We start from the raw sequence: 20,186 nt of genomic DNA, 5'->3' as shown, positions 1-20,186 counted from the left end.
AATGACATCAATAAAGGGAGCGTATGGAGAAGACTGTGCACACAGAGCCACCGGGCTTGTCGGTGGTAGGCGAACAGGCGACGGTCGCGTCCTATGCCGTACCCGACAGCGGCGACGCGGCGGCGGCGTTCAATGAGCTGCATCTGCTGGCGCCGATGGGCTATCTGGTGCTGTCGTTCGACACCACCATCCTGCAGATGAATGTGGTGGCGGCCGATTTGCTCGGCCTGCGGCGCGCCAATCCGGAGCGCGCCACGCTGCGCCAGTTCGTGGCGTCGCGCTTCCACGACGATTTCGACCGTTTCCTGCGCCGCGCCGTCAATAGCGGCCAAGCCGAGCAATGTCATCTGCAATTGCGCCACAGTCACGGCCAGCAGGGCTTTCCGGTCGTGCTGGAGGCCAGCGCCGACAGCAGCCGCCAGGGCCTGCGCGTGGTGCTGGAACCGGCCGAGGGCCGGCTGGCGGCGCTGACGCGCAGCGAGGAACGCCTGCGCCGCATCGTTCACTACGCCGAGGAGGGCGTCTGGGAAATCGACGCCGCCGCCCGCACCAGCTTCGTCAATCCGAAGATGGCGCAGCTGCTCGGCTACAACATCGAGGATATGCTGGAGCAGCCGCTGGTGGCGTTCATGGACGACGAGGGCCGCCGGCTGCTGGAGCACAATCTGGCGCAGCGCCGGCACGACCAGGCCGAGCGCCGCGAATTCAAGTTCCTCCGCAAGGACGGGCGCGACCTGTGGACCACGCTGGCCATCAAGCCGATCGTCGACGCCGACGGCGGCTACCGCGGCGCGCTGGCGCTGGTGACCGACATCACCGACAGCCGCGCCTCTGCCGAGCTGATCTGGCAACAGGCCAATTTCGATGCGCTGACGGCGCTGCCCAACCGCCACATGTTCCAGGACCGGCTGGACCAGGAGCTGAAGAAGGCGCGTCGCGAGGGCATGCTGCTGGCGCTGCTGTTCATTGACCTCGACGGCTTCAAGCAGGTCAACGATACGCTCGGCCATGATCAGGGCGATGCGCTGCTGGTGGAGGCGGCGCGCCGCATTACGCTGTGCGTGCGCAATTCCGATACGGTGGCGCGGCTGGGCGGCGACGAGTTCACGGTGCTGCTGTCCGGGCTGGAGCAGGCCAGCGGCGTCGAGCGCATCGCGCAGAACATGCTGGCGCTGCTGAACCAGCCGTTCACGCTGGGGGCCGCGCGGTCGTCGGTGTCGGCCAGCATCGGCATCGCCTTGTATCCGTCGGACGCCACCACGCCGGAAGAGCTGCTGCGCAGCGCCGACCAGGCCATGTACGCCGCCAAGCAGGAGGGGCGTAACCGCTACAGCTATTTCACGCGCGACCTGCAACGGGCGGCGCAGGCGCGCCAGCAGGATGCGCTGGACCTGCGCACGGCCTTGCAGCAGGGCCAGTTCGAACTGCATTACCAGCCCATCGTCAACCTGGGCAACGGCAAGATCGAGCGCGCCGAGGCCTTGCTGCGCTGGCGTCATCCGCAGCGCGGCCTGCTGACGCCGGCCGAATTCCTGCCGGCGGCCGAATCCGGCGGTCTGATGCTGGAAATCGGCGACTGGGTGTTTCGCCAGGCGGCGCGGCAGGCGCGCCGCTGGCAGGACGAACTCGGGGCCGGCTTCCAGGTCAGCATCAACCAGTCGCCGGCGCAGCTGCGCGGCGACACCGACCTCTACCTGCAATGGCTGCGCCACGCCGCCGCGCTGGGACTGCCGGCGCGCAGCATGGTGCTGGAAATCACCGAGGGCTTGCTGATGGAAGGGCGCTCGCCGGCCGCCGAACGGCTGCGCGACCTGCGCGAGATGGGCTTGCTGGTGGCGCTGGACAACTTCGGCACCGGCTATTCGTCGCTGTCGCACCTGCGCCACGCCGGCATCGATGTGCTCAAGCTCGACCGCAGCTTCGTCCGGCAACTGGCGTCCGACAGCGGCGAGCTGGCGCTGTGCGAGGCGTTGATCGTCATGGCGCACAAGCTGGGGTTGCGGGTGGTGGCGGAAGGGGTGGAAACGGCGGCGCAAAGCGGACTGTTGTCGATGGCCGGCTGCGATTATGCGCAGGGCTATGTGTTTGCCGGCGCGTTGCCGGCCGAGGCGCTGGGGGCGCTCGCCAGGCGCGGCCTGCCGTTACTGCATTAGCCGTTGCGCAGGCTGAGCAGAGACAGCACGCGCTCGCGGCTGATGCCGGCCAGCGCCGAGGTGATCGACAGCAGCGATTGGTAGCCGGGCTTCTTGCTGGTGGTGACGAAATTCTGCGCCACCTGGTCCATGCCGCTGGCGCTCGCCGCCGGCGCCGCGTTTTGCACGCGCGCGGCCACCTGCGCCAGCGCCTGGCGCACCGAGGCGATCGACTGCTCGACCTTGGCCAGTGCGCCCACCACCTGTGCCAGCGTGCTGCGGATAGCTTCGGAGTCGGTCACCTGCCAGGTTTCCGGTTCCACTTGCGCCGATGCCGCCTCCGCCTTCACGCGGTTCAGTTGCCCGGTCGGAAAACGGATGCCGCCGCCTTGTACGGCGATGGTGTCGCGCACCGTGCTCCACTGCGCTTCCGGCGTGGTGAATTCCAGCTGGCCGTCGTCGTTGAGGCGGGCGCGCACGCCGGCCGGCGACAAGGCCTCGTCAAAGCGCTGGGCGATCTGCACGTCCGACAGGCCGGCCTCCAGCACCACCGAACGGACGTTCTGGCCGCCGCCGACCGTCATCGCGATCACTTCGCGGCCGCCGGCGCGCAGGTTGCTCAGGTTCATGCCGCGCACGGTGAAGCTGGTCTCGCTGCCCTTGGCGTTGAATTTCAGTTGCGCGTCCAGCGTGCCGCCGGAGGCGGCGCCGCGGTTGCGCCAGCTGTTGCTGAACTGGCGCACACGCGCCTCCAGCATGCCGTCGGCGCGCTGGCGGTTGGCCAGGCGGGCGCTCAGGTCGGCCTTCAGGTTGCGCAGCTGGGCGGCGCTTTGTTCGAGGAAATCCAGCGCCTGCTGGGCGCCGGAGATGTCACCCTGCAGCGGCTGGTCCCAGTTGCTCAGGCCGCGGCGCAGCGGGGCCGCCGCCGTGGGCGTCGGATTGACCGGGGTCGCGGTCGCCGCGTTCTCGCCGTTCAGCCCCAGCGCCGTGCCGTCCACCGCGGCGGCATTGCCGGCATTGCCGGCATTGCCGGCGTGCTGCGTGCCCGGAACAATGACTTGCGGCGTGGAGGTGGATGAGATTTGCATGCGCGTATGGGACTAAAGGGTGACAGGAAGTGGTTTACAGCACATTAAACAGCGACAGGTTGGCGATCTTCGAATACGCCTTGTAGGACGCCTGCAGCGCATTATTATAGCCATTCAGCTCGGTGGCGGCCTCGGTCATGTCGAGCGCGCCCAGATCGAGGATCGCGGTGCTGTTGGACAGGGCGACGCTGGCGTGGTTGCCGTCCAGCGTGGCCATGACGTTTTGCGCGCCGCCGAAGCTGGCGATCTTGCCGGCGACCAGTTCCAGCGTGCTCGATGCGCCGTCCATGTTGGCTGCCAGCACGGTCTTCACGTCCTGGCCGGAGCTGGCCGGGTCGGACAGCGTGCGAATCGTGTTGTCCATTAAGTTCAGCAGATCATCCAGGCCTTTGACGTCGACGTTGACGGTCTGGCTGATGCCGTTACCGACCACCGATTTCTGTTCTTTGGTGTTGCCGGTGAACGTGTAGCGCGGCGTGCCGTTCTCATCAAAGGTGATGGCCGGGCTGTCGGTCAGCGTGCCGGAGAAGATGTAGCGGCCCTCCTGGTCCTTTTGGTTGGCGGAGTAAAACAGGCTATCGCGCAGCGCGGTCATGGTGGACGTCATCGACTTCAGGTCGTCCGGCGTGTTGCTGGCGTCGGACGCCCAGACCAGCAGGTCGTGGCTCTGGGTGATGTCGTTGACCATACTTTGCAGATAGGTCTCGTTGCTGGCCAGACGGATCTTGATGGCGGCGATATTGTCGCGGTACTGGCCGACGATGGCTTGTTCGCGGTCCAGGCGCGACAGGCGCACGGCGGTGACCGGGTCGTCCGACGGCACGTCGATCTTGTTGCCGCTGGCCATGCGGTTGGTCAGCGACGCGAGCGCGCCCTGATTGCTCTGCAGGCTGCGGGTCATGGTGGCCTGGAATTGGCTGGTGGCGATGCGCATCTGGTAGCTCCTTAACCGAACATTTGCAGTGTGGCGTCGAACAGCGTGTTGGCCACCGCGATGACCTTCATGTTCGCCTGGTACATATTCTGGAACTCCATCAGGTTGATGGCTTCCTCGTCGGTGTTGACCGCGCTGGTCGACTTCCAGTCATCCTCGGCTTGCGAACGGATGGTGGTGGCGGTCGCCAGCAGCGCCTTGTTCTGCTGGCTGTCGATGCCCAGCTTGCCGACGATCTGGGTGTCGGCATCGCCCAGCAGCACGTCGCCCAGCCCGGTCAGGGTGATCTTCTGCCCTTTGATGTCGACCAGGTCCTGCAGGTTGCTGCTGTCGCCCGGCGTACCGTCCTTGGCGAAGGCCAGGTCGGTGGTCTTGAAGCCGTCCGCGACGGCCAGCAATCCGGTGGCGCTTTCAGGATTGAATACCAGCAGCTCGGTGCCCTGCGTGCCGTCGCTCTTGGTGCCATTCTTCAGCGCGGTATTGACCTTGGCCGACATTTGCTCGGCGATCTCTCGGATCGAGGTCTGCAGCGGCAGCAGCGTGGTGTTCTTGTAGTTGCCCAGACCGCCCAGTTGGCCGCCGACCTGGGCCTCGTCCAGCGGGAACTTGGTGTTCTGGTAGTTCAGCATCAGCACCGACACGGTGCGCGTCGGACCGCCCGGGTCCGCCGGGTCCAGCGGCTCGGTCTTGCTGGAGAAGTTCAGCGTGGCGGCGGCGAAGCCGGCCACCAGCGGCTGGCCGCTCTTCAGCGAGACATTGACGCTGCCGTCAGGGTTGTTGACCACCTCCACGCCGACCTGGCGCGCTACCCCATCGATCAGTTGTTCGCGCTGGTCCCTCAGCGCCGACGTGTTGGTGCCACTGACGCCGACCGCCACGATCTGCTTGTTGAGCGCGGCGATGCTGGCCAGCGACTCGTTGAGCGATGGCAGAATCGCGCTCTGTTGCTGCTGTACCGAAACCACCTGGTTGGCGGTGACGCTGTAAATCGAGTTGAACTGCTGCGCCATGGAATCGGCCGCCGTGATCACCTGCTGGCGCAGCGGGCTGGAGGTCGGGTCGACGCCGGCCGCGTTGAGCGCCTTGAAGAAGGTGTCGATGCCATAGCTGATGCTCGACTTGCTGCCGCTCATCACGGTTTCCATCTGCGTCAGGTAAGGCTGCACCTGCTCGCGGTAACCCTGCTCGGAATTCGAGCGCCACATCTGCTGCAGCTTGTAGGAGTCGCTGAAGCGCAGCAGCAAGCCGACCTGCACACCGCTGCCCGGCGACAGGTTGCCGGCGTCCGGGGCCACCGCTTGCAACAGCGCGCCCTGGCGGGTGTAGCCCTTGGTCTGCGCGTTGGCGATATTCTGGCTGACGGTGTTCAGGGCCGCCTGGGCGGCCAGGGCGCCGGACAGGGCGTTGTTCGAAATGCTCATGGTGCGGGTCTTTCCTGGTGAAGTCCGAGGGGCCCGTGGAGCGCTGCAACAGGGCGCGCGCCCACCGGTCCGATAGCAGTAACAGGCGACCGATTATTGCTGCTGATTAAGCGTTGCTGATAAATTTTGCGATTCGGAAACATTGCTCTTGGCTACGCTCGTCGCTGGCGACGGCAACAACTGGCGCAGGACGGCGTCGGCCACGCCGAAGGCGCGCCGGTTGGCCAGCTGGTCGGCCACCAGGTTGTCGGCCATGTCGAGCATGTCGTCGTTAATACGGCTCTTGTTCGGGCTGTCGTCGGCGGCGAAGGCGCGGGTGCCGTCGCGCATCTGGTGCAACATCTTGCCGATGAAGAAACTTTCAAACTTGACCGCCGCCTCCACCGCCTTGGCGCGGTAGGCGGGATCGACCGTGTCACCGACCGCCGCCGGCAGCGGCGTCACCGCGTTCGGGTTCAACTGGCCGGCGGTGCCGTTGGCCAGCAGGCGGGACGGGGAAAACTGGCTGTTGTCGTAGCTCATCGCGTCTCCTTAAATAACCACCAGTTCGCCTTCGATGGCGCCGGCCTGGTCGAGCGCCTGCAGGATGGCCATGATGTCGTCCGGCGTCGCCCCCAGGCTGTTGACGACATCGATGATCGATTGCAGCTTGGCGCCGGCCGGCCACTTGAACATCTGCGCCGGGCCCTGGTCGGCGCTCACCTGCGACTGCGGCGAGGCCACGGTCTGGCCGCCGGCCAGCGCGTTCGGCTGGCTGACGCGGGTCGACTCGGAAATCACCACTTTCAGCGAGCCGTGGGTGACGGCGGCGGCGCGCACGCGCAGGCCATCGGCGATCACCACGGTGCCGGTGCGCGAGTTGAACACCACTTTCGGCGCGTCCTCGCCGACATCGACATTCATCGCTTCGAGCTTGGCCATGAAGGCCACGCGCTGGGTCGGATTGTTGGGCGCCACCACGTCGACGCTGGTGGCGTCGCTGGCGGTGGCGATGTCGCCGAAGCGCTTGTTGATCGAGTCGACGATGTTGATCGCGGTCTGGAAGTGCGGGTGGCGCAGCGACAGGCGCACCGTCGGCTTGCTGTTGAAATCGGTGGGAATTTCACGCTCGATGGTGGCGCCGCTGGGAATCCGGCCCGAGGTCGGGGTGTTGACCGTAATCGACGAGCCCGATTTGCCCTGGGCGCTGAAGCCGCCGACCACCACGTTACCCTGCGCCAGCGCGTAGGTTTCGCCGTCGGCCGCGCGCAATGGCGTCAGCAGCAGGGCGCCGCCGCGCAGGCTTTTGGCGTCGCCCATCGACGACACCACGACGTCGATGGGCTGGCCCTTGCGGTAGCCGGGCGGGAACACCGCCGACACCATCACGGTGGCGACGTTCTTCGACTTGGCGTCGGTGCCGTCCGGTACCTTGACGCCGAACTGCTTGAGCATATTGATGACGGACTGGCTGGAAAACTTGACCTGGGTCGAGTCGCCGCTGCCGTTCAGGCCGACCACCAGGCCGTAGCCGACCAGCGGATTGTCGCGCACGCCTTCAATGGCGACCAGATTGCGCAGCGCCTGGGCGGCCTGCGCCGGCATGGTGGCACCGGCGGCGAGCAGCAGGGCCAGCGAGCAGGCGATAAGCTTGCGGAATTTCATGGGGTCCCCCGTCTTTCTAATCAAACTCAAAACGGCATCAGCGGGCCGGTGAAGAAGCGCGTCAGCCAGCCCGGCTGCTGGACGTCGGCCAGCGTGCCCTGCGCCGAGTAGGCGATGCGGGCGTTGGCGATGCGTTGCGACGACACCTGGTTGTCGGCGTCGATGTCGGCCGCGCGCAGGTAGCCGCGCAGGCGGACGAATTCCTCGCCGTTGTTCAGGGTCAGGTTTTTTTCGCCGGACACGCGCAGCAGGCCGTTCGGCAGCACTTCCTGCACGATCACGGTGATGGCGCCGCTCAGCGCGTTCTGCTGGGTGCTGGTGGAGTCGCCGGCGAAGGTGTTGGTCGCGCCGAGGCCGATCGCCGCCTTGGGGAAGCTCTTGCCCAGCAAGTTGGGAGCGTTGATGTTGTCGGCAGACTGTTTCGAGAAGCTGGTGCCGGCCTTCTTGCTGGCCTGCGTGGTTTCCTGCAGGATGATGGTGACGATGTCGCCGACGCGGAAGGCGCGGCTGTCCGAGGTCAGCGACATGCCCAGGTCGGGACTGAACACGCCGCCGGAGACGCCGCGCGGCGCCGTGCCGCGGTTGACCGCCGGCGGCTCGTCGGACGGCCCGGGACGCACCGCCGGCGGCTGCAATGCGGCGCAGCCGGCCAGCGACATGGTCGCGAGCAGGGCGGTGACGGCCTGTTTCATCAGCGTGCCGCCTGCGCCAGGTATTGCAGCATATTGTCGGCCGCCGACAGCACCTTGGTGTTCATCTCGTAGGTGCGCTGGGCGGCGATCATGTCGACCATCTCCTCGACCACCTGCACGTTCGAGCCTTCCAGTGTGCCCTGCTTGATGCGGCCCCACTGGGCGGTGCCCGGCTGGCCCTCGGTCGGCGTGCCCGACGACGGCGTTTCGGCGAACAGGTTCTCGCCCAGCGCCAGCAGGCCGGTCGGGTTGATGAAGGAGGTCAGCGTCAGCTGGCCCAGCACCTGCGGCGCGACGTTGTCGGCCACCTTGGCCGACACGGTGCCATCCTCGCCAATGCTGAGCGCGGTGGCGTTGGCCGGCACGGTGATCTGCGGGATCAGCGGCAGGCCCTGGGCGTTGACCAGGATGCCGTTGGCGTCGCGCTGCAACTGGCCGGCGCGGGTGTAGGCGGTGGTGCCATCCGGTTGGCGCACCGACAGGAAGCCATTGCCCATGACCGAGATGTCCATCTCGCGGCCGGTGGTTTGCAGGATGCCCTGGGTGAAGACTTTTTGCGTGCCGACCATGTGCACGCCGTTGCCCAGTTGTACACCGGACGGCGCCAGCGTGTTGTTGTCGGCGCGTTGCGCGCCCGGCTGCTGCTCGACCGAGTAGAACAGGTCTTCGAACACCACGCGGTCGCGCTTGAAGCCGACGGTGTTGGCGTTGGCCAGATTGTTGGCGATGGCTTGCAGTTTCTGGTCCTGCGCCTGAACGCCGGTCTTGCTGATCCACATTGCTGGATTCATGATTTCTCCCTGGTGATCCTGGTGATTCTGGTGAGGTGGGGTGCGCCGGCTTAGCTGCCGCCGAGCAGGCGGTTGCCCGCTTGCACCATCGAGTCGCTCGATGAGAACAGCTTCATCTGGATTTCAAACGTGCGGTTCAGGCTCATCACCGCGACCATCTCTTCCACCGCCGACACATTGCTGCCTTCCAGATGGCCGGGCCGCACCAGCACGGTCGGGTCGGTGGGCAGCGGATTGCCGTCGCGCGCGACCAGCAGCCCTTGTTCATTCTTGGTCAGCTCGGACGCCTCGGCCTTCACCAGGCGCAACTTGTCGATGGTTTGCATGGTGGTGGTGCCGGGCGCCTGGATCGAGATGGTGCCGTCGTTGCCGATGTCGATGCGGCTGTACTCGGGCAGCGAGATCGGGCCGCCTTCGCCCAGCACCACGTTGCCGTTGATGCGCAGTGTGCCGTTTTCGTCCAGCGCCATGCCGCCGGCGCGGGTATAGGCTTCGCCGCCGGCGCTCTGCACCGTCAGGAAACCGGCGCCGGCCACCGCCACGTCAAGCTCGCGGCCGGTGCTTTTCATTACGCCCGGCTTGGTCGAGACGTTGTTGGCCTGCAACTGCGCCAGGTGGCGGTCGGCGTAGCCATAGCCGTTGACGGTTTGCGCCGCCGACTGCTCCATGTTGGCGCGGAAGCCGTTGGTGTCGGCGTTGGCCAGGTTGTTGGCGTGTACCTGCTGCCCGCGCAGGGCCCGCTCGGCCCCGCTCATGGCGGTGTAAATCAGCGCATCCATGCGTCAGTCCTCAGATCGCCTGCATCAGCGATTGCAACATGGTGCTCTCGGTCTGGATGACCTTGGAGTTGGCCTGGTAGTTGCGCTGCGAGGTCATCAGCCCGACCAGTTCCGAGGTGATGTCGACGTTCGACTGTTCCAGCGTGCTGACGTTGATCTTGCCGTTGTTGCCGACGCCGGCCACGTCGGTGTTGGCCACGCCCGATTCGGCCGAGGCCAGCCAACTGGTGTCGCTGATCTGGGTCAGGCCGCCTTCGTTGGCGAAGGTGGCCAGCACCACCTTGCCGACCGTCTGGGTCAGGCCGTTGCTGTACTTGGCGATCACCGAACCGTCGTCACCCAGCGACACGCCGGAGAAGGTGCCGGCCGAGTAGCCGTCGGCCGGGGTGTTGGTGGCGGTCGACGACTCGCCCGAGAAGAAAGTGGTGCCGGTGTAGTCGATCGTGACTTTTTGCAGCTTGGCGCCGCTGACGAAGTTCGGCCATGAGGCTGGTGCCGTCGTGTCGATCGATGGCAGGTCGAGTGTGGCGGTGATCGGTACCGGAGCGGCCGGATCGGCCTGCGACAGCTGGCCGGTGGCGGGGTCGAAATTGAGCACCATGGTGTCCGTGATGCCATTGCCATCGAGCGCATAGGTAATCGCGACCTTGCCCGTACCCGACAGGCTGAAGTACTGGGTCAACGAGTGCTGCTTGCCCAAGGTGTCGTAGATATTGGTCACTTTCGACATATTGTAGGTTGAGCTATCCGGGGGCGTGTCGGGCGTGATGGTGGTGGAGTCGGGTAGCGTGGTGATTACTTTCCAGTCGGACGACAGGTTGCCGATATAGGTAGCCTTGGTGGTCGCCTGGGCCGGGATGGCGCCGTTGGGGATCTTCAGGTCGCCCTCGGCGCCCAGTTCGGTGCTCGGTGGCGTTATCGCGCGACCCTGCACGCGGCGGCCGGAGGCGTCGACCAGGTAGCCGTCGAGCGAGCTGTCGAAGATGCCGACACGGGTGTACTGCAGCGAGTTGTCGTCGGCGCGGGTGACGAAGAAGCCGCGGCCGCTGATCGAGGCGTCCAGCGTGCGGCCGGTGTTGAGGATGCCGCCCGACTTGCCGATGTTCTGCGTCACCGAGCCGACCTGCACGCCGGTTAGCTGATTGCCGGCCACCAGCGTGGCGAAGTTGGCGCGGTTGGCCTTGTAGCCGTAAGTGCCGGCGTTGGCGATGTTGTGGCTGGTGACGTCCAGCGATTGATTGATGGCCTGGATGCCCGACAATGCGATATCAAAACTCATGATCTGATCCTTAGAGAGTGGATTGAGTGGCGGTCGCGGGACCGTTAAAAGCGGTGATGGCGGCGGTGGTGGTTTCGCCGACGTTGCCAACATTGAGCACCACGCCGCCGCTGGCGCCCAGGCGCACGCTGTTCAGGCGGCCCTGGATGTCGATCGCCGGCGCCGTGCCGCCACTGGTGGTGACCTTCATGGTGTAACTGCCTTCTTCCAGGCCCAGCTTGGCCGGGTCGATCTTGAACGGCACCGTGCCCGGTGCTTGCACGCCGAGGTTGATGGTGTGGCTGACGCCGTCGCTGCCGGTCAGCACCAGCTTGGTGTCGCTGCTGGCCGCCTCCAGCGTGACCTGACCGCTGACGGCGGTCTCGCCGTCGAGCTTGACCGTATCGGTCTCGGCCATGACATTGCTGCCGACCTGCTGGCCCAGCGACAGCACCTGCATGCTCTGCAGGATGCTGGAGTTGGCGCTGGTCAGGTTGGACAGGTTCTGCAGCGTTTCGGTCTGCGACAGCTGGGTCAACTGCTGGACGAACTGGGCCGGATCGGTCGGCGACAGCGGGTCCTGGTTTTGGATTTGCGCCACCAGCAGCTTGGTGAACATGTCGGAAGCCTGGCTGGCGCTGTTGCCGGTGATGCTGGTGCCGCTGGTGGTCGCGGTGTTGGTGCCGCCGTTGTTAAGGAGACTGACTGCCATGATTAGCCTTCGCCGAGTTTAAGGAGGGACTGCTGCATCGTGCGGATGCGGCCGAGAACTTCAACATTGGTCTCGAAGGCGCGCGAGGCCGACATCATGTCGGTCATCTCGGCCACCTGGTTGACGTTGGGGTAGAACACCATGCCCTCGGCGTTGGCCATCGGGTTGCCCGGTTCGTAGACCTGGCGCAGCGGCTCGGATGACTCGACCACGTCGAGCACCTGGACCTTGCCGCCGGCGCTGTTCATGCCCTGCGCGCTGTCGCCCATGACGGCGGCGAACACCGGCTTGCGCGCGCGGTAGGTCTCGCCCTCGGTGGCGGCCACCGAATCGGCGTTGGCCAGGTTGCTGGCGATGGTATTGAGGCGGACCGACTGCGCCGCCATGGCCGAGCCGGCGATTTCTGAAATATTCTTGAAGGACATGCGCGCTCCTCGCTTACTGGCCGGCGATGGCCTTGGCCAGCCCCTTGAACTTCATGTTGACGAAGGTCAGGCTGGTTTGGAAATCGGTGGCGTTCTGCGAGAACGCGGCCTGCTCGACGCCGATCTCGACGGTGTTGCCGTCGCGCGTCGGGTGGTAGGGCACGCGGTACAGGCGGGCGCTGTCGCCGCCATCGCCGAGGTCGCCGTTGGCCTCGGCCTGGACATTGGCCAGCGTGGCGCCGAAGTCCATGTCCTGGGCCTGGAAGCCGGGCGTGTTCTCATTGGCGATGTTGGCCGCCAGGATGCGCGTGCGCTCGGCGCGCAAGGCCAGCGCGTCGGCATGCAGGCCGGCCGCATCTTTGAAGTTAATGCCCATTGTTCTTCTCCTTGTGGACGTTGCAGTAAAACACGGTTGCATGACTCAGATCCGCTACGTGCCATGTAGAATGACGGCCGGGCGCTCGCCAGCGCCACCGTCTCGGCATCATAGTAGAGGTATTGCTCATGTTCAACAAATCTATTGTAACTGTTTCGGCTCTGATGTCGCTATGTTGCATTCCATTTTCTGTCGCCTGGTCGGCCGCCGGGCCGGTGGCGGCGGCGCAGGTGCCGGTCATTGTCGAGGCGGCGGCGCGCCAGCATATCGCGCGCTGGGCCGAGAACGCCGGCCTGGTCGAACCACAGTTCGGCATCACCGTCGTGCCCGGAACGCGGCCATTGACGGGCTGCGCCGGCCCGGTGACGGCGCAGGGCGCCGAGACGCGGCTGCCGGCGCGCATGCGTTTCGTCGCCGTTTGCGCCGGCAACAACGGCTGGCGATATGAGTTCATCGTGCGCGCGCAGGTGTCGGCGCGCATTGTGGTAATGGCAAGCGACTTGGCGCCGGGGAAAGTTCTGGCAGACGAAGATGTGTTGCTGGAGCGCCACGATATCTCATCGATCACCGACAGCATCGGCGATCCCGGCGAGGTGGTGGGCATGAGCGGCAAGCGCGGCTTGCGCGCCGGCGAGGTGTTGCGCCGCGCGGTGCTGACGGCGCCGACGCTGGTCAAACGCGGCCAGCCGGTGGTGATCGTGGCGCGCCACGAGCAGATCGAGGTCAGCATGGCCGGCGACGCGCTCGACAGCGGCGCCCGCGGCGACGCGGTGCGGGTGCGCAACGCCAACGGCACGGTGATTCGCGCCCGGGTGGCGGGCGCTGGCACGGTGACTCCGCTGACGGCGCCGGCCACGGCTAATTCTCCGTCGGAGTAGGGCTGAGCGTGCCGCCGCGCTGCAATTGCGCGGCCACCTTGCTCAGTTTGTCTGCATAGTTGGGGTCGGTGGCATAGCCGGCCCGGGCCAGGCCGCTGGCGAAGGCGCGGGCATCGCTGCCGGTGTTGAGGGCGGCCGCGTAGCGCGGATTGCTGGTCAGCAGATCGGCATAGTCGCGGAAGGCGCTGGCGGTGTCGGGATAGCTGCGGAAGCGCTCGGTCTTGCGCAGCATGGCGCCTTGTTCATATTCGGTGGTGCTGGCCAGTGCCACCTCGCCCTGCCAGCCGCCGCCGGCCTTGAGGCCGAACAGGTTGTTGGTGTTGGCCGGGCCGTTCTTCAATGGCTGCTTGCCCCAGCCCGATTCCAGCGCGGCGTGCGCGGCCACCAACTCGGGCGTCACGCCCAGCTTGCTGGCGGTTTCCTGCGCCCACGGCTTGATCGAGGCCAGGAATTGCTGCTGGGTGTCGCTGTCGACGCCATCCGTGTCGAGGCCGGCGCCGGCGCGGTTGCGCAGCGCCATGGCTTGCAGGCTCATCGCCTGGGAAGTGGCAGCGGCGTCCTGGCGGAAGCCGCCGTCGCCATGGGCGATGTAGCTGGCGACGTCGGCCTGCACCTGCTGGAACGTGGTATGGAAGGCGCCGGCGGGCGCAAAGCCGCCGGTGGCCGCGGTGGGGCGGCTGGCGCTGACGTTCGATACGGTGGCGGCAGTGGGTGCGGTGGCTTGCATCCCCGTGGCGAGCCCACTAAGCTGGCGCATAGATTTGCTCCTCGCCATGCAGCACGCGCTGCATGATGGTGTATTGCTCGGCCAGCAAATCGCCGTTGCGCTTGCTGAGACGTTTGCACTCGATCACCGCCGCTTCCAGCGATGTCCAGTCCGCCTCCATTTTCTCGCGGGCCGGGCTTTTCAGCAAGGCAAAAGCCTGGACCATATTGCCAGTTTCACCAACTAAACGTTGTACCAGCGCGACGCGCTCGGCACGGCGTTGCTGCATCGCGTCAACTAGCGTCGTGATAGCCTCGGCGGCGGCGGCCAGGTCGGCCGACTTGTGGCGCAGCGCGGCGTCGAACTGCTGCTGCAGCGCCTGTTCCAATTGCGGATAGGCCTGCAGATCGGCGGCGATGCCGGCCAGCAGCGCGCGCATCGCGTCCTGCCGGCTCAGGTTGGCAATGCTGATGCTACCAGGGGTCACTTCTCGCTCCCGTGGAAACGCTGGATCAGACCGGCCAGCTTGGCCGGATCGAACGGCAGATCGCCGTTGGCCAGCGCGTTGCGCAGCATGTCGACTTTTTCCTGGTCGATCTCCGGCATGTCGCGCATGGCCTGCAGCGCCGGTTGCATGACGGACGATTGCATGGGCGCGGCGGCGGGCGCGACCACGGCGTCGGTGGCGTCGGCGGGGGCGGCCTCGGCCACGCGTTGGACGGCCATGCCGCCGTTGGGGGTAGGGGTCGTGATTCTCATACGGGTGCCTCGGGTTGGCTTGGTTTCCATACGGCGGTCTTATTTGTTGCGGCGCGGATCGCGCAGCGGGCTGTTTTCCGACTGGCCGCTGAGCTGGTTGCGCAGTTTCTGCAGCAGCGTCGCGTCCGGCAATGCGGTGTCGACATCCTGGATCAGCGTGCTGCGGTTGTCCGGCATGCCGAACATCGCGGCGATCGTCCTGGCCTGGGCGGTGGTCAGGATCAGCAGTTCGATGCGGCGGTTGACGCCGGCGTCGGCGCGCTTGGTGTCGAGCGGCGCGCGGTCGGCCATGCCCACCACCTGCAGCACCGATTCCGGATTCATCGAGCCGGCCAGCAGCTGCGAGCGGGCCGACATGGCGCGGTTGGCCGACAGCGTCCAGTTGGAGAAGGCGGCGTAGCTGGTGTCGGCGTACTGCAGCGAATCGGTGTGGCCAACGATCAGCATCTGGTTTTCCATTTGCCGGAACAGTGGCCCCATCTTGCGCAACAGCGAGCGGAAACGGTCGGTCGGCACCGCGCTGCCGCGCACGAACATGCCCTGGCGGTCAGTGTCATGCAGCATCACGCGCAAGCCGTAGGGCGTGATCACCGCCTCCAGATTCGAGGTCAGGCCGAACTCGGCGCTCATCTTGGTCAGCGCTTTCGACAGCGCCTGCAGGTCGTCCGGGCTCTCGTACTTGACCTTGGACGTGGGCGTGATCGGCGCGGTGGGGGCGTCGTCGGCCGGCTCCTTGGTCGGCTCGTCGGTGTCCTCGGCCTTGGACTTTTGCTTGCCGTCGGATTCGGTGTTGCCGAAGTGCGGCATCGGGAAGCGGTCGATCAGGCTGCCGCGCGGGCCGCCCACCTGCTCCGGCATGACGCCTTTGCCCTGGTCGGTCTTGGCGCCGTCGGCCTCGGTCAGGATCTGTTCCAGCGATTCGGTGTTGCGCGCCGCCATTAGCCACAGCACCAGGAACAGGCACATCAGCGCCAGGCAGAAGTCGGCGAACGCCACCTTCCAGGCGCCGCCGTGGTCGTCGTGTTTGTGCTTGCCGCCACCGCGCTTGACGATGGTCTGGTCATGCGCCTTGTCATGCGGCTTTAGCACCACGTCCTCCGCGACCAGAATTGTCCGACGAGCCGCTGTCGCGGCCTTCCAGATCGTTGATCCAGCGTTCCAGCTGGGCGAAGCTCGGCTTGATGTTGAGCGCCACCAGACGGCGGCCGGCGTCGATCGCCAGCAGCGGCGGCTTGCCGGCGACGTGGGTCACCAGCACCACCTTGACGGTTTCCTTGTTCGACGCTTCCGAGTTGATCAGCTGTTTCATCATATTGCACAGCGGGTCGATCAGACCGTAGCAGAAGAAAATACCAATGAAGGTGCCGACCATGGCGGCGCCGACGTGCTCGGCGATCTCGCCCGAGGTCGCGCCTTCGTTGACGGTGTTCATGGTGATCACGATGCCCAGCACGGCGGCCAGAATGCCGAAGCCCGGCATCGCCTCGCCGATCTTGCCGAGTGACTTGGCCGGCTGCTCCAGCTCGGTGTGGATGGCTTCCAGTTCCTGTTCCAGCACGCCTTCGAGCTCGTGTGCGTTGATCTTGCCCATCGCCATCAGGCGGAAGTTGTCGACGATGAAGGCCAGCAGTTTCGGCTCTTCCAGCACGCGCGGATAGCGCTGGAACACCGGGCTGTCCTTGGGCGCCTCGACGTGGGCGTCGAGCGCCTTCAGGCCACCGGCGGCCAGTTGCAGCAGTTCGTACATCAGCAGCAGCAACTGGCGCTGGAACTCGGAGTCGTATTTCTTCTTGGTGATGATCTTTTTGATCTGGGTCATCATCTCCTTCAGCACGTGGCTGGGGTTGCCGATCACCAGCGCGCCCATGCCGGCGCCGGCAATGACGATCAGCTCGATCGGTTGCCAGATTTGATGGAAGGCGCCGCCCATCATGAAGAAGCCGCCGAAGACGCTGCCTAAGACTATGAGAAGACCGACTATTTGCTGCATGATGATTCGCCTTTCCGCGTCATTTTTTCAATCTCTGCCACACCGCGCCCGCTCAGGCGCTTTGCAGAACTGCTTTCATTTTGTTCAGCGCCGCCTTGTTGAGCTGACAGACGCGGGCGTCGGTCAGGTCCAGCACGGCGGCGATTTCCTTGTAGCTCAGCTCGAACTCGTAATACATCTGCACCACCCGCTGTTCGCGCTCGTCGAGGCCGCGCAGCGCCTGCTCCAGGCTGCGCCGCACCATCAGCTGCTCTTCCGGGCTGGGCGCGCTGTCGTTGCTGACGCTGTCCTGCAGCAGGTCGTCGAAGCTGGCGATCAGCTCGGCGTTCTCGTCCATCAGGTAGGCCTGGTAGGCGTCCGCCGTCAGGTTCAACCCGCTGATGATTTCCTGCTCGCTGGGCTCGCGGCCGAGCTTGCGGGTGAGGGCGCGCACCGCGTCGCGCAGCTTGTGGCTTTGCTGGCGTACCGCGCGCGGACGCCAGTCCTGGCGGCGCAGCTCGTCAAGGATGGCGCCCCGCACGCGCAGGCTGGCGTAGCTGCCGAAGGCGGCGTCCGGTTCGCCGTAGCGGCGCAGCGCTTCGAGCAGGCCCATCAAGCCGATCTGCTCCATGTCGTCGCGGTCGATGGCGCCGGCGATCTGCGAGTTGAGCTGGCGCACGATGCGCTTGACCAGCGGCGCATACGCCATCAGATGCTTCTGTTCGTCGGCCAAGCTGTGCGGCGCCGGCGCGCTGCCGTGCTCACTGTAGCTTTCCGCGTAAGCGTCTGTGAATTCTTCTACGTAGCCCATGCCCGCTCCACTGGTGTTCATGCGTCCCGGCTTACTCGACGATGAGTTTGCCAATCATGACTTCGTCAAACGGCTTTTCGCGTCCCTCTTCGTCGAACGCATGGTCGAAGGACTTGTTCAGTTCCGCGGCAAACTGGTCGATGGTCATCACGCGCGCGCTGGCCATCGGCAGGTTGGACAGGGTCTTCACCGCCACGCTGCGCAGCATCGGCAGGTTTTCCTTGGTTTCCTTCTCGCGCTTGGCGTCGGTCGCGACCACCAGGTCGGCCGACAGATAGTGGGTCACGTTCTCGCCCGGTTCATGGCGCAGCATCACCACCACCTTGTCCACCGTCAGGTACTTTGGCGGCAATTCGGATTTCTTTTTTTCTTCCTTTTTCGGCTTTTTCTTGCTGTCTTTGCTGTCCTTGCTTTCTTCAGCGTGCTCGTCGCCGCCTTTCGACATGTACCACACCGCGCCTCCGGCCACAGCGGCGCCGACCACGGCGACCAGTACAAAGGCGATGATGATTTTCATATTCTTCATTTAACAGATTACTCCCCGGTCATGGCAAAGGTGGCGGTGCTGTCGTCGTCCGACAGCGCGCGGCCCGGTGTGCGGGCGTCGTCCTGGCCGCGTTGCTGGCCGTTGCGACCCTGGCCCTGATCAGCCTGGGCCTGGGCTTGTGTGCGCGCCGACGAAACGCTGACGGAGACCTCGGCGAACTGGCGGCTCGACAGGTCCTGGCGCACACCGTCGCTGATGGTGTTGAGCTGGCGCACCACTTCGCTGTTGCTGGCCGACAGGTTGACCTGCAGCGTGCCGGCGCTGTGGCGGATCGAGATCTCGATGGCGCCCATGTTCGGCGGTTCCAGGCGGATGACCGCGTGGTCGTTATTGCGTTGCAGTTGCACTTGCAGGCGGTCGCCCAGCGCCTCGCGCAGCGGCTGTTGCCACTGCTCCGGCGTGCCGGCCAGTTTGACGGTGGCGCTGGCCTGGCCGGCGGCCGGCGTGGCGGTTTGCACCACGTTGAGGTGGCTGACGGTGGCGGTGGCGCCCGGCAGCTTGTTGTTGCCATCGTCGGTAGCCACGGTGGTGCTCGCGGCAGCGACGCTGACGGCGGCCGGGGCCGGGGCTGGGGCTGGCGTGGCGCTGTCGGTTGTGCGCGGCGCGCTTGATGGCGCAGCGGCGTAGTTGGCCGGCACCGGCGCCGGCGATGCGGACGGCAGATTGGCGTCGGACTGAGCGGTCTGCTTGGCGGCGATCGCCGGCTGGGCTGGGGCGGCGGTCTTTGGCTGCTGTTCGCTGACCGGCAGGCGCACGCCGGCGCTGGTCAGCACGGCGGCCGCGCCGCTGTCCACCCGCGCCGGGGCGGGCGAGGGCGGTGCTTGTTCATTGTCCAGTTCGCGCGTGGCGGCGTTGGCCAGCGCGGCGCTGTTGGCGGCCACCGTCGCCGGCGCCGGCGTCACCGGCGCGGCGACAGCCTCGGTCGCCGGGGGCATCACGGCCACGCTGGCCGCGGCCAGGTTGAGGCGGGTGGCGCTGGCGTTCAGGTTGGCGGCGGCGCTGACGGCGTCGACACGCACCGTCTCGGCGTCGGCGGCGGTCTGCGCGGGTTGCGCTGGTGGCGCCACATTCAGCATCGAAGTGATCATCGCGGGCAACACGTTGCCGGTGGCGGCGCTGTCGGCGACGGTGGCGTCGTCGCTGCCGCTCTGCTTGCCGTCGCCAGTGTCGGTGTCGGTGCTGTCGTCGTTGACGGCGGTGGTCACGCCGGCCACGTTCAGCAGTTGCGCGAACAGCGGCGCGGCGGCGGCGACATTCGCGACATTGGCAGTATTGGCGGCCTGTTGCGCGACTGGCGCCGACGGCGCGGTGTTGTTGTCGCGGGCCGCTGGCTGAGCGGCGGCTGGTGATTGTCCGCCCTGGGCCTTGTCATTGCCGGTCGAAGCTGCCGTGCCGGCGCTGTTATTGGACGGTTTGGCGTTGGCGACCGTGGCCGCGCCGCGGCCGCCAGCCGCGAGCGCACTGGCGGGATTGGCGGCGACCGGTGCGATCAGGTCGGCTTGCGCGGTCTTGGCCGCGGCCGTGGCGCTGGAGAGTGTCGTGCTCATGCTTGGATTCCGTTTTCTGCTGTTTCACTTTCGAGGGCGTAGGCCACGAAGCCCTCTCGGTTGGATTGCATCTCTTGCAGCCGGCGGCCGAGTTCCCCGGCGGCCTGGTTGCAGCGTTTGACTGCTTGTTCGTGCATCTGGCGCAACGCCGACAGCGCGGCCAGTTCGGGCGCGCTCCACGCGCCCTGGGCCGCCATCTGCGGCAGCGTGGTCGCCAATAAGGTGTTAATCGCCGCCAGCGTCTTCCAGTCCTCGGAAACGATGGCGGCGCTCATTTTCTGCGTCAATTGCAGCAGGGTGCGTTGTCTATCCATGGGTCTTGGCCTGGACGCCCAGCCAGCCCTTTTTGATCGTGGTCAGCAGCGTGGTCACTTCGTCGATGATGGCCGGGTCCAGGCTGACGCCGGCCGTGTACAGGCGGCCGGCGCAGTATTCATACAGGCGGCCGAGGTTTTCCACCACCTCGCCACCGTTGTCGAAGTCGAGCGAACTCGACAGACCGTTGATGATATCGGTGCATTTGTTCAAGCTTTTTGCCTTCAGCTCGTAGCGCTTGCCGACGATATGGCCGCGCGCGCGCGCCAGTTCCTCAAGCAGGCCATCGGTCAGCACCAGCACCAGCTCGATCGGCGAGGCACGGGCGACCTGGGCGTCGAGATTGGTGGAATGGTAGCTGCTGTAGGCTTCGTGGTTCATCATAAATCACCGTTCGGTCAA

Annotated in this window: 24 protein-coding genes; 2 read left to right on the top strand and 22 right to left on the bottom strand. The window is 65.9% G+C overall.

Features of this window, described 5'->3' with window-relative positions; all coding sequences use genetic code 11:
- Positions 1–35 precede the first annotated feature (35 nt).
- Positions 36–2,153, top strand: coding sequence for a putative bifunctional diguanylate cyclase/phosphodiesterase (locus GTP44_RS18630; protein ID WP_371867262.1), 2,118 nt, complete (start codon positions 36–38; stop codon positions 2,151–2,153).
- On the opposite strand, the gene GTP44_RS18625 is transcribed toward GTP44_RS18630, so the two are convergent.
- The 12 genes from GTP44_RS18625 to flgB all read right to left on the bottom strand — a co-directional run bounded on the left by GTP44_RS18625 (position 2,150) and on the right by flgB (position 12,252).
- Complete coding sequence (locus tag GTP44_RS18625) at positions 2,150–3,220, bottom strand: hypothetical protein (protein WP_161020598.1); 1,071 nt, start codon at positions 3,218–3,220, stop codon at positions 2,150–2,152. The genes GTP44_RS18630 and GTP44_RS18625 overlap by 4 nt on opposite strands.
- 34 nt (positions 3,221–3,254) lie before the next feature.
- Positions 3,255–4,154 carry a flagellar hook-associated protein FlgL gene (gene flgL, locus GTP44_RS18620; RefSeq protein ID WP_161020597.1) on the bottom strand — a complete coding sequence of 300 codons (900 nt, stop codon included), beginning with the start codon at positions 4,152–4,154 and terminating at the stop codon, positions 3,255–3,257.
- A gap of 11 nt (positions 4,155–4,165) precedes the next feature.
- A complete protein-coding gene (flgK, locus tag GTP44_RS18615) occupies positions 4,166–5,575 on the bottom strand; it encodes a flagellar hook-associated protein FlgK (RefSeq protein ID WP_161020596.1) in 1,410 nt (469 codons plus the stop codon).
- 93 nt (positions 5,576–5,668) lie between these two features.
- Positions 5,669–6,097: a rod-binding protein gene (locus GTP44_RS18610; protein ID WP_161020595.1), complete on the bottom strand. Its 429-nt coding sequence runs from the start codon at positions 6,095–6,097 to the stop codon at positions 5,669–5,671.
- Between the two features lie 9 nt (positions 6,098–6,106).
- On the bottom strand, positions 6,107–7,219 hold the full coding sequence (locus GTP44_RS18605) for a flagellar basal body P-ring protein FlgI (protein ID WP_161020594.1): 1,113 nt from the start codon (positions 7,217–7,219) through the stop codon (positions 6,107–6,109).
- 26 nt (positions 7,220–7,245) lie between these two features.
- Positions 7,246–7,911: a flagellar basal body L-ring protein FlgH gene (gene flgH / locus GTP44_RS18600; RefSeq protein ID WP_161020593.1), complete on the bottom strand. Its 666-nt coding sequence runs from the start codon at positions 7,909–7,911 to the stop codon at positions 7,246–7,248.
- On the bottom strand, positions 7,911–8,702 hold the full coding sequence (flgG, locus tag GTP44_RS18595; protein ID WP_202424140.1) for a flagellar basal-body rod protein FlgG: 792 nt from the start codon (positions 8,700–8,702) through the stop codon (positions 7,911–7,913). The genes flgH and flgG overlap by 1 nt, the downstream gene beginning before the upstream one ends.
- A gap of 50 nt (positions 8,703–8,752) precedes the next feature.
- Complete coding sequence (locus tag GTP44_RS18590; RefSeq protein WP_161020592.1) at positions 8,753–9,481, bottom strand: flagellar basal body rod protein FlgF; 729 nt, start codon at positions 9,479–9,481, stop codon at positions 8,753–8,755.
- 10 nt (positions 9,482–9,491) lie between these two features.
- The gene (locus GTP44_RS18585) at positions 9,492–10,760 is read right to left on the bottom strand and encodes a flagellar hook protein FlgE (protein WP_161020591.1); all 1,269 of its coding nucleotides are present in this window, start codon (positions 10,758–10,760) and stop codon (positions 9,492–9,494) included.
- 10 nt (positions 10,761–10,770) lie between these two features.
- On the bottom strand, positions 10,771–11,451 hold the full coding sequence (locus tag GTP44_RS18580; protein WP_161020590.1) for a flagellar hook capping FlgD N-terminal domain-containing protein: 681 nt from the start codon (positions 11,449–11,451) through the stop codon (positions 10,771–10,773).
- Positions 11,452–11,453: 2 nt separating this feature from the next.
- The gene (flgC, locus tag GTP44_RS18575; RefSeq protein WP_160990118.1) at positions 11,454–11,876 is read right to left on the bottom strand and encodes a flagellar basal body rod protein FlgC; all 423 of its coding nucleotides are present in this window, start codon (positions 11,874–11,876) and stop codon (positions 11,454–11,456) included.
- 13 nt (positions 11,877–11,889) lie between these two features.
- Positions 11,890–12,252 carry a flagellar basal body rod protein FlgB gene (gene flgB / locus GTP44_RS18570; RefSeq protein WP_160990119.1) on the bottom strand — a complete coding sequence of 121 codons (363 nt, stop codon included), beginning with the start codon at positions 12,250–12,252 and terminating at the stop codon, positions 11,890–11,892.
- A 164-nt stretch (positions 12,253–12,416) separates the two neighbouring features.
- Between flgB and flgA the strand changes: the two genes are divergently transcribed.
- On the top strand, positions 12,417–13,130 hold the full coding sequence (gene flgA / locus GTP44_RS18565; RefSeq protein WP_229256973.1) for a flagellar basal body P-ring formation chaperone FlgA: 714 nt from the start codon (positions 12,417–12,419) through the stop codon (positions 13,128–13,130).
- On the opposite strand, the gene GTP44_RS18560 is transcribed toward flgA, so the two are convergent.
- The 10 genes from GTP44_RS18560 to fliS are packed head-to-tail and all read right to left on the bottom strand — an operon-like array spanning position 13,111 to position 20,168.
- Positions 13,111–13,887 carry a glucosaminidase domain-containing protein gene (locus tag GTP44_RS18560; protein WP_161020588.1) on the bottom strand — a complete coding sequence of 259 codons (777 nt, stop codon included), beginning with the start codon at positions 13,885–13,887 and terminating at the stop codon, positions 13,111–13,113. The two genes, flgA and GTP44_RS18560, sit on opposite strands and share 20 nt — an antisense overlap.
- Positions 13,874–14,323, bottom strand: coding sequence for a flagellar export chaperone FlgN (flgN, locus tag GTP44_RS18555; RefSeq protein ID WP_371867261.1), 450 nt, complete (start codon positions 14,321–14,323; stop codon positions 13,874–13,876). The genes GTP44_RS18560 and flgN overlap by 14 nt, the downstream gene beginning before the upstream one ends.
- Positions 14,320–14,595 carry a flagellar biosynthesis anti-sigma factor FlgM gene (flgM, locus tag GTP44_RS18550; RefSeq protein ID WP_161020587.1) on the bottom strand — a complete coding sequence of 92 codons (276 nt, stop codon included), beginning with the start codon at positions 14,593–14,595 and terminating at the stop codon, positions 14,320–14,322. Before flgM ends, flgN begins: the two co-directional genes overlap by 4 nt.
- A 39-nt stretch (positions 14,596–14,634) precedes the next feature.
- The gene (locus GTP44_RS18545; RefSeq protein WP_161020586.1) at positions 14,635–15,684 is read right to left on the bottom strand and encodes a flagellar motor protein MotB; all 1,050 of its coding nucleotides are present in this window, start codon (positions 15,682–15,684) and stop codon (positions 14,635–14,637) included.
- Positions 15,668–16,585, bottom strand: a complete 918-nt coding sequence (gene motA, locus GTP44_RS18540; protein ID WP_160990124.1) for a flagellar motor stator protein MotA — start codon at positions 16,583–16,585, stop codon at positions 15,668–15,670. The genes GTP44_RS18545 and motA overlap by 17 nt, the downstream gene beginning before the upstream one ends.
- Before the next feature lie 52 nt (positions 16,586–16,637).
- Entirely contained in the window at positions 16,638–17,375 is a 738-nt protein-coding gene (locus GTP44_RS18535) for a FliA/WhiG family RNA polymerase sigma factor (protein WP_161020585.1), read from the bottom strand.
- A gap of 31 nt (positions 17,376–17,406) precedes the next feature.
- Positions 17,407–17,901 (bottom strand): flagellar basal body-associated FliL family protein, encoded by a 495-nt coding sequence (locus GTP44_RS18530; RefSeq protein ID WP_161020584.1) that lies wholly within the window; start codon positions 17,899–17,901, stop codon positions 17,407–17,409.
- An 8-nt stretch (positions 17,902–17,909) separates the two neighbouring features.
- Entirely contained in the window at positions 17,910–19,469 is a 1,560-nt protein-coding gene (locus GTP44_RS18525; RefSeq protein WP_161020583.1) for a flagellar hook-length control protein FliK, read from the bottom strand.
- On the bottom strand, positions 19,466–19,783 hold the full coding sequence (locus tag GTP44_RS18520; RefSeq protein ID WP_161020582.1) for a hypothetical protein: 318 nt from the start codon (positions 19,781–19,783) through the stop codon (positions 19,466–19,468). The genes GTP44_RS18525 and GTP44_RS18520 overlap by 4 nt, the downstream gene beginning before the upstream one ends.
- Positions 19,776–20,168 (bottom strand): flagellar export chaperone FliS, encoded by a 393-nt coding sequence (gene fliS, locus GTP44_RS18515; protein ID WP_160990129.1) that lies wholly within the window; start codon positions 20,166–20,168, stop codon positions 19,776–19,778. Before fliS ends, GTP44_RS18520 begins: the two co-directional genes overlap by 8 nt.
- Positions 20,169–20,186: the final 18 nt, after the last annotated feature.

Origin of the sequence: Duganella lactea, assembly GCF_009857505.1 — a bacterium.
Taxonomy (GTDB): domain Bacteria; phylum Pseudomonadota; class Gammaproteobacteria; order Burkholderiales; family Burkholderiaceae_D; genus Rugamonas; species Rugamonas lactea.
Note: the sequence above shows the minus strand (reverse complement) of the source record. Positions and strands in the feature narration are given on the sequence as shown.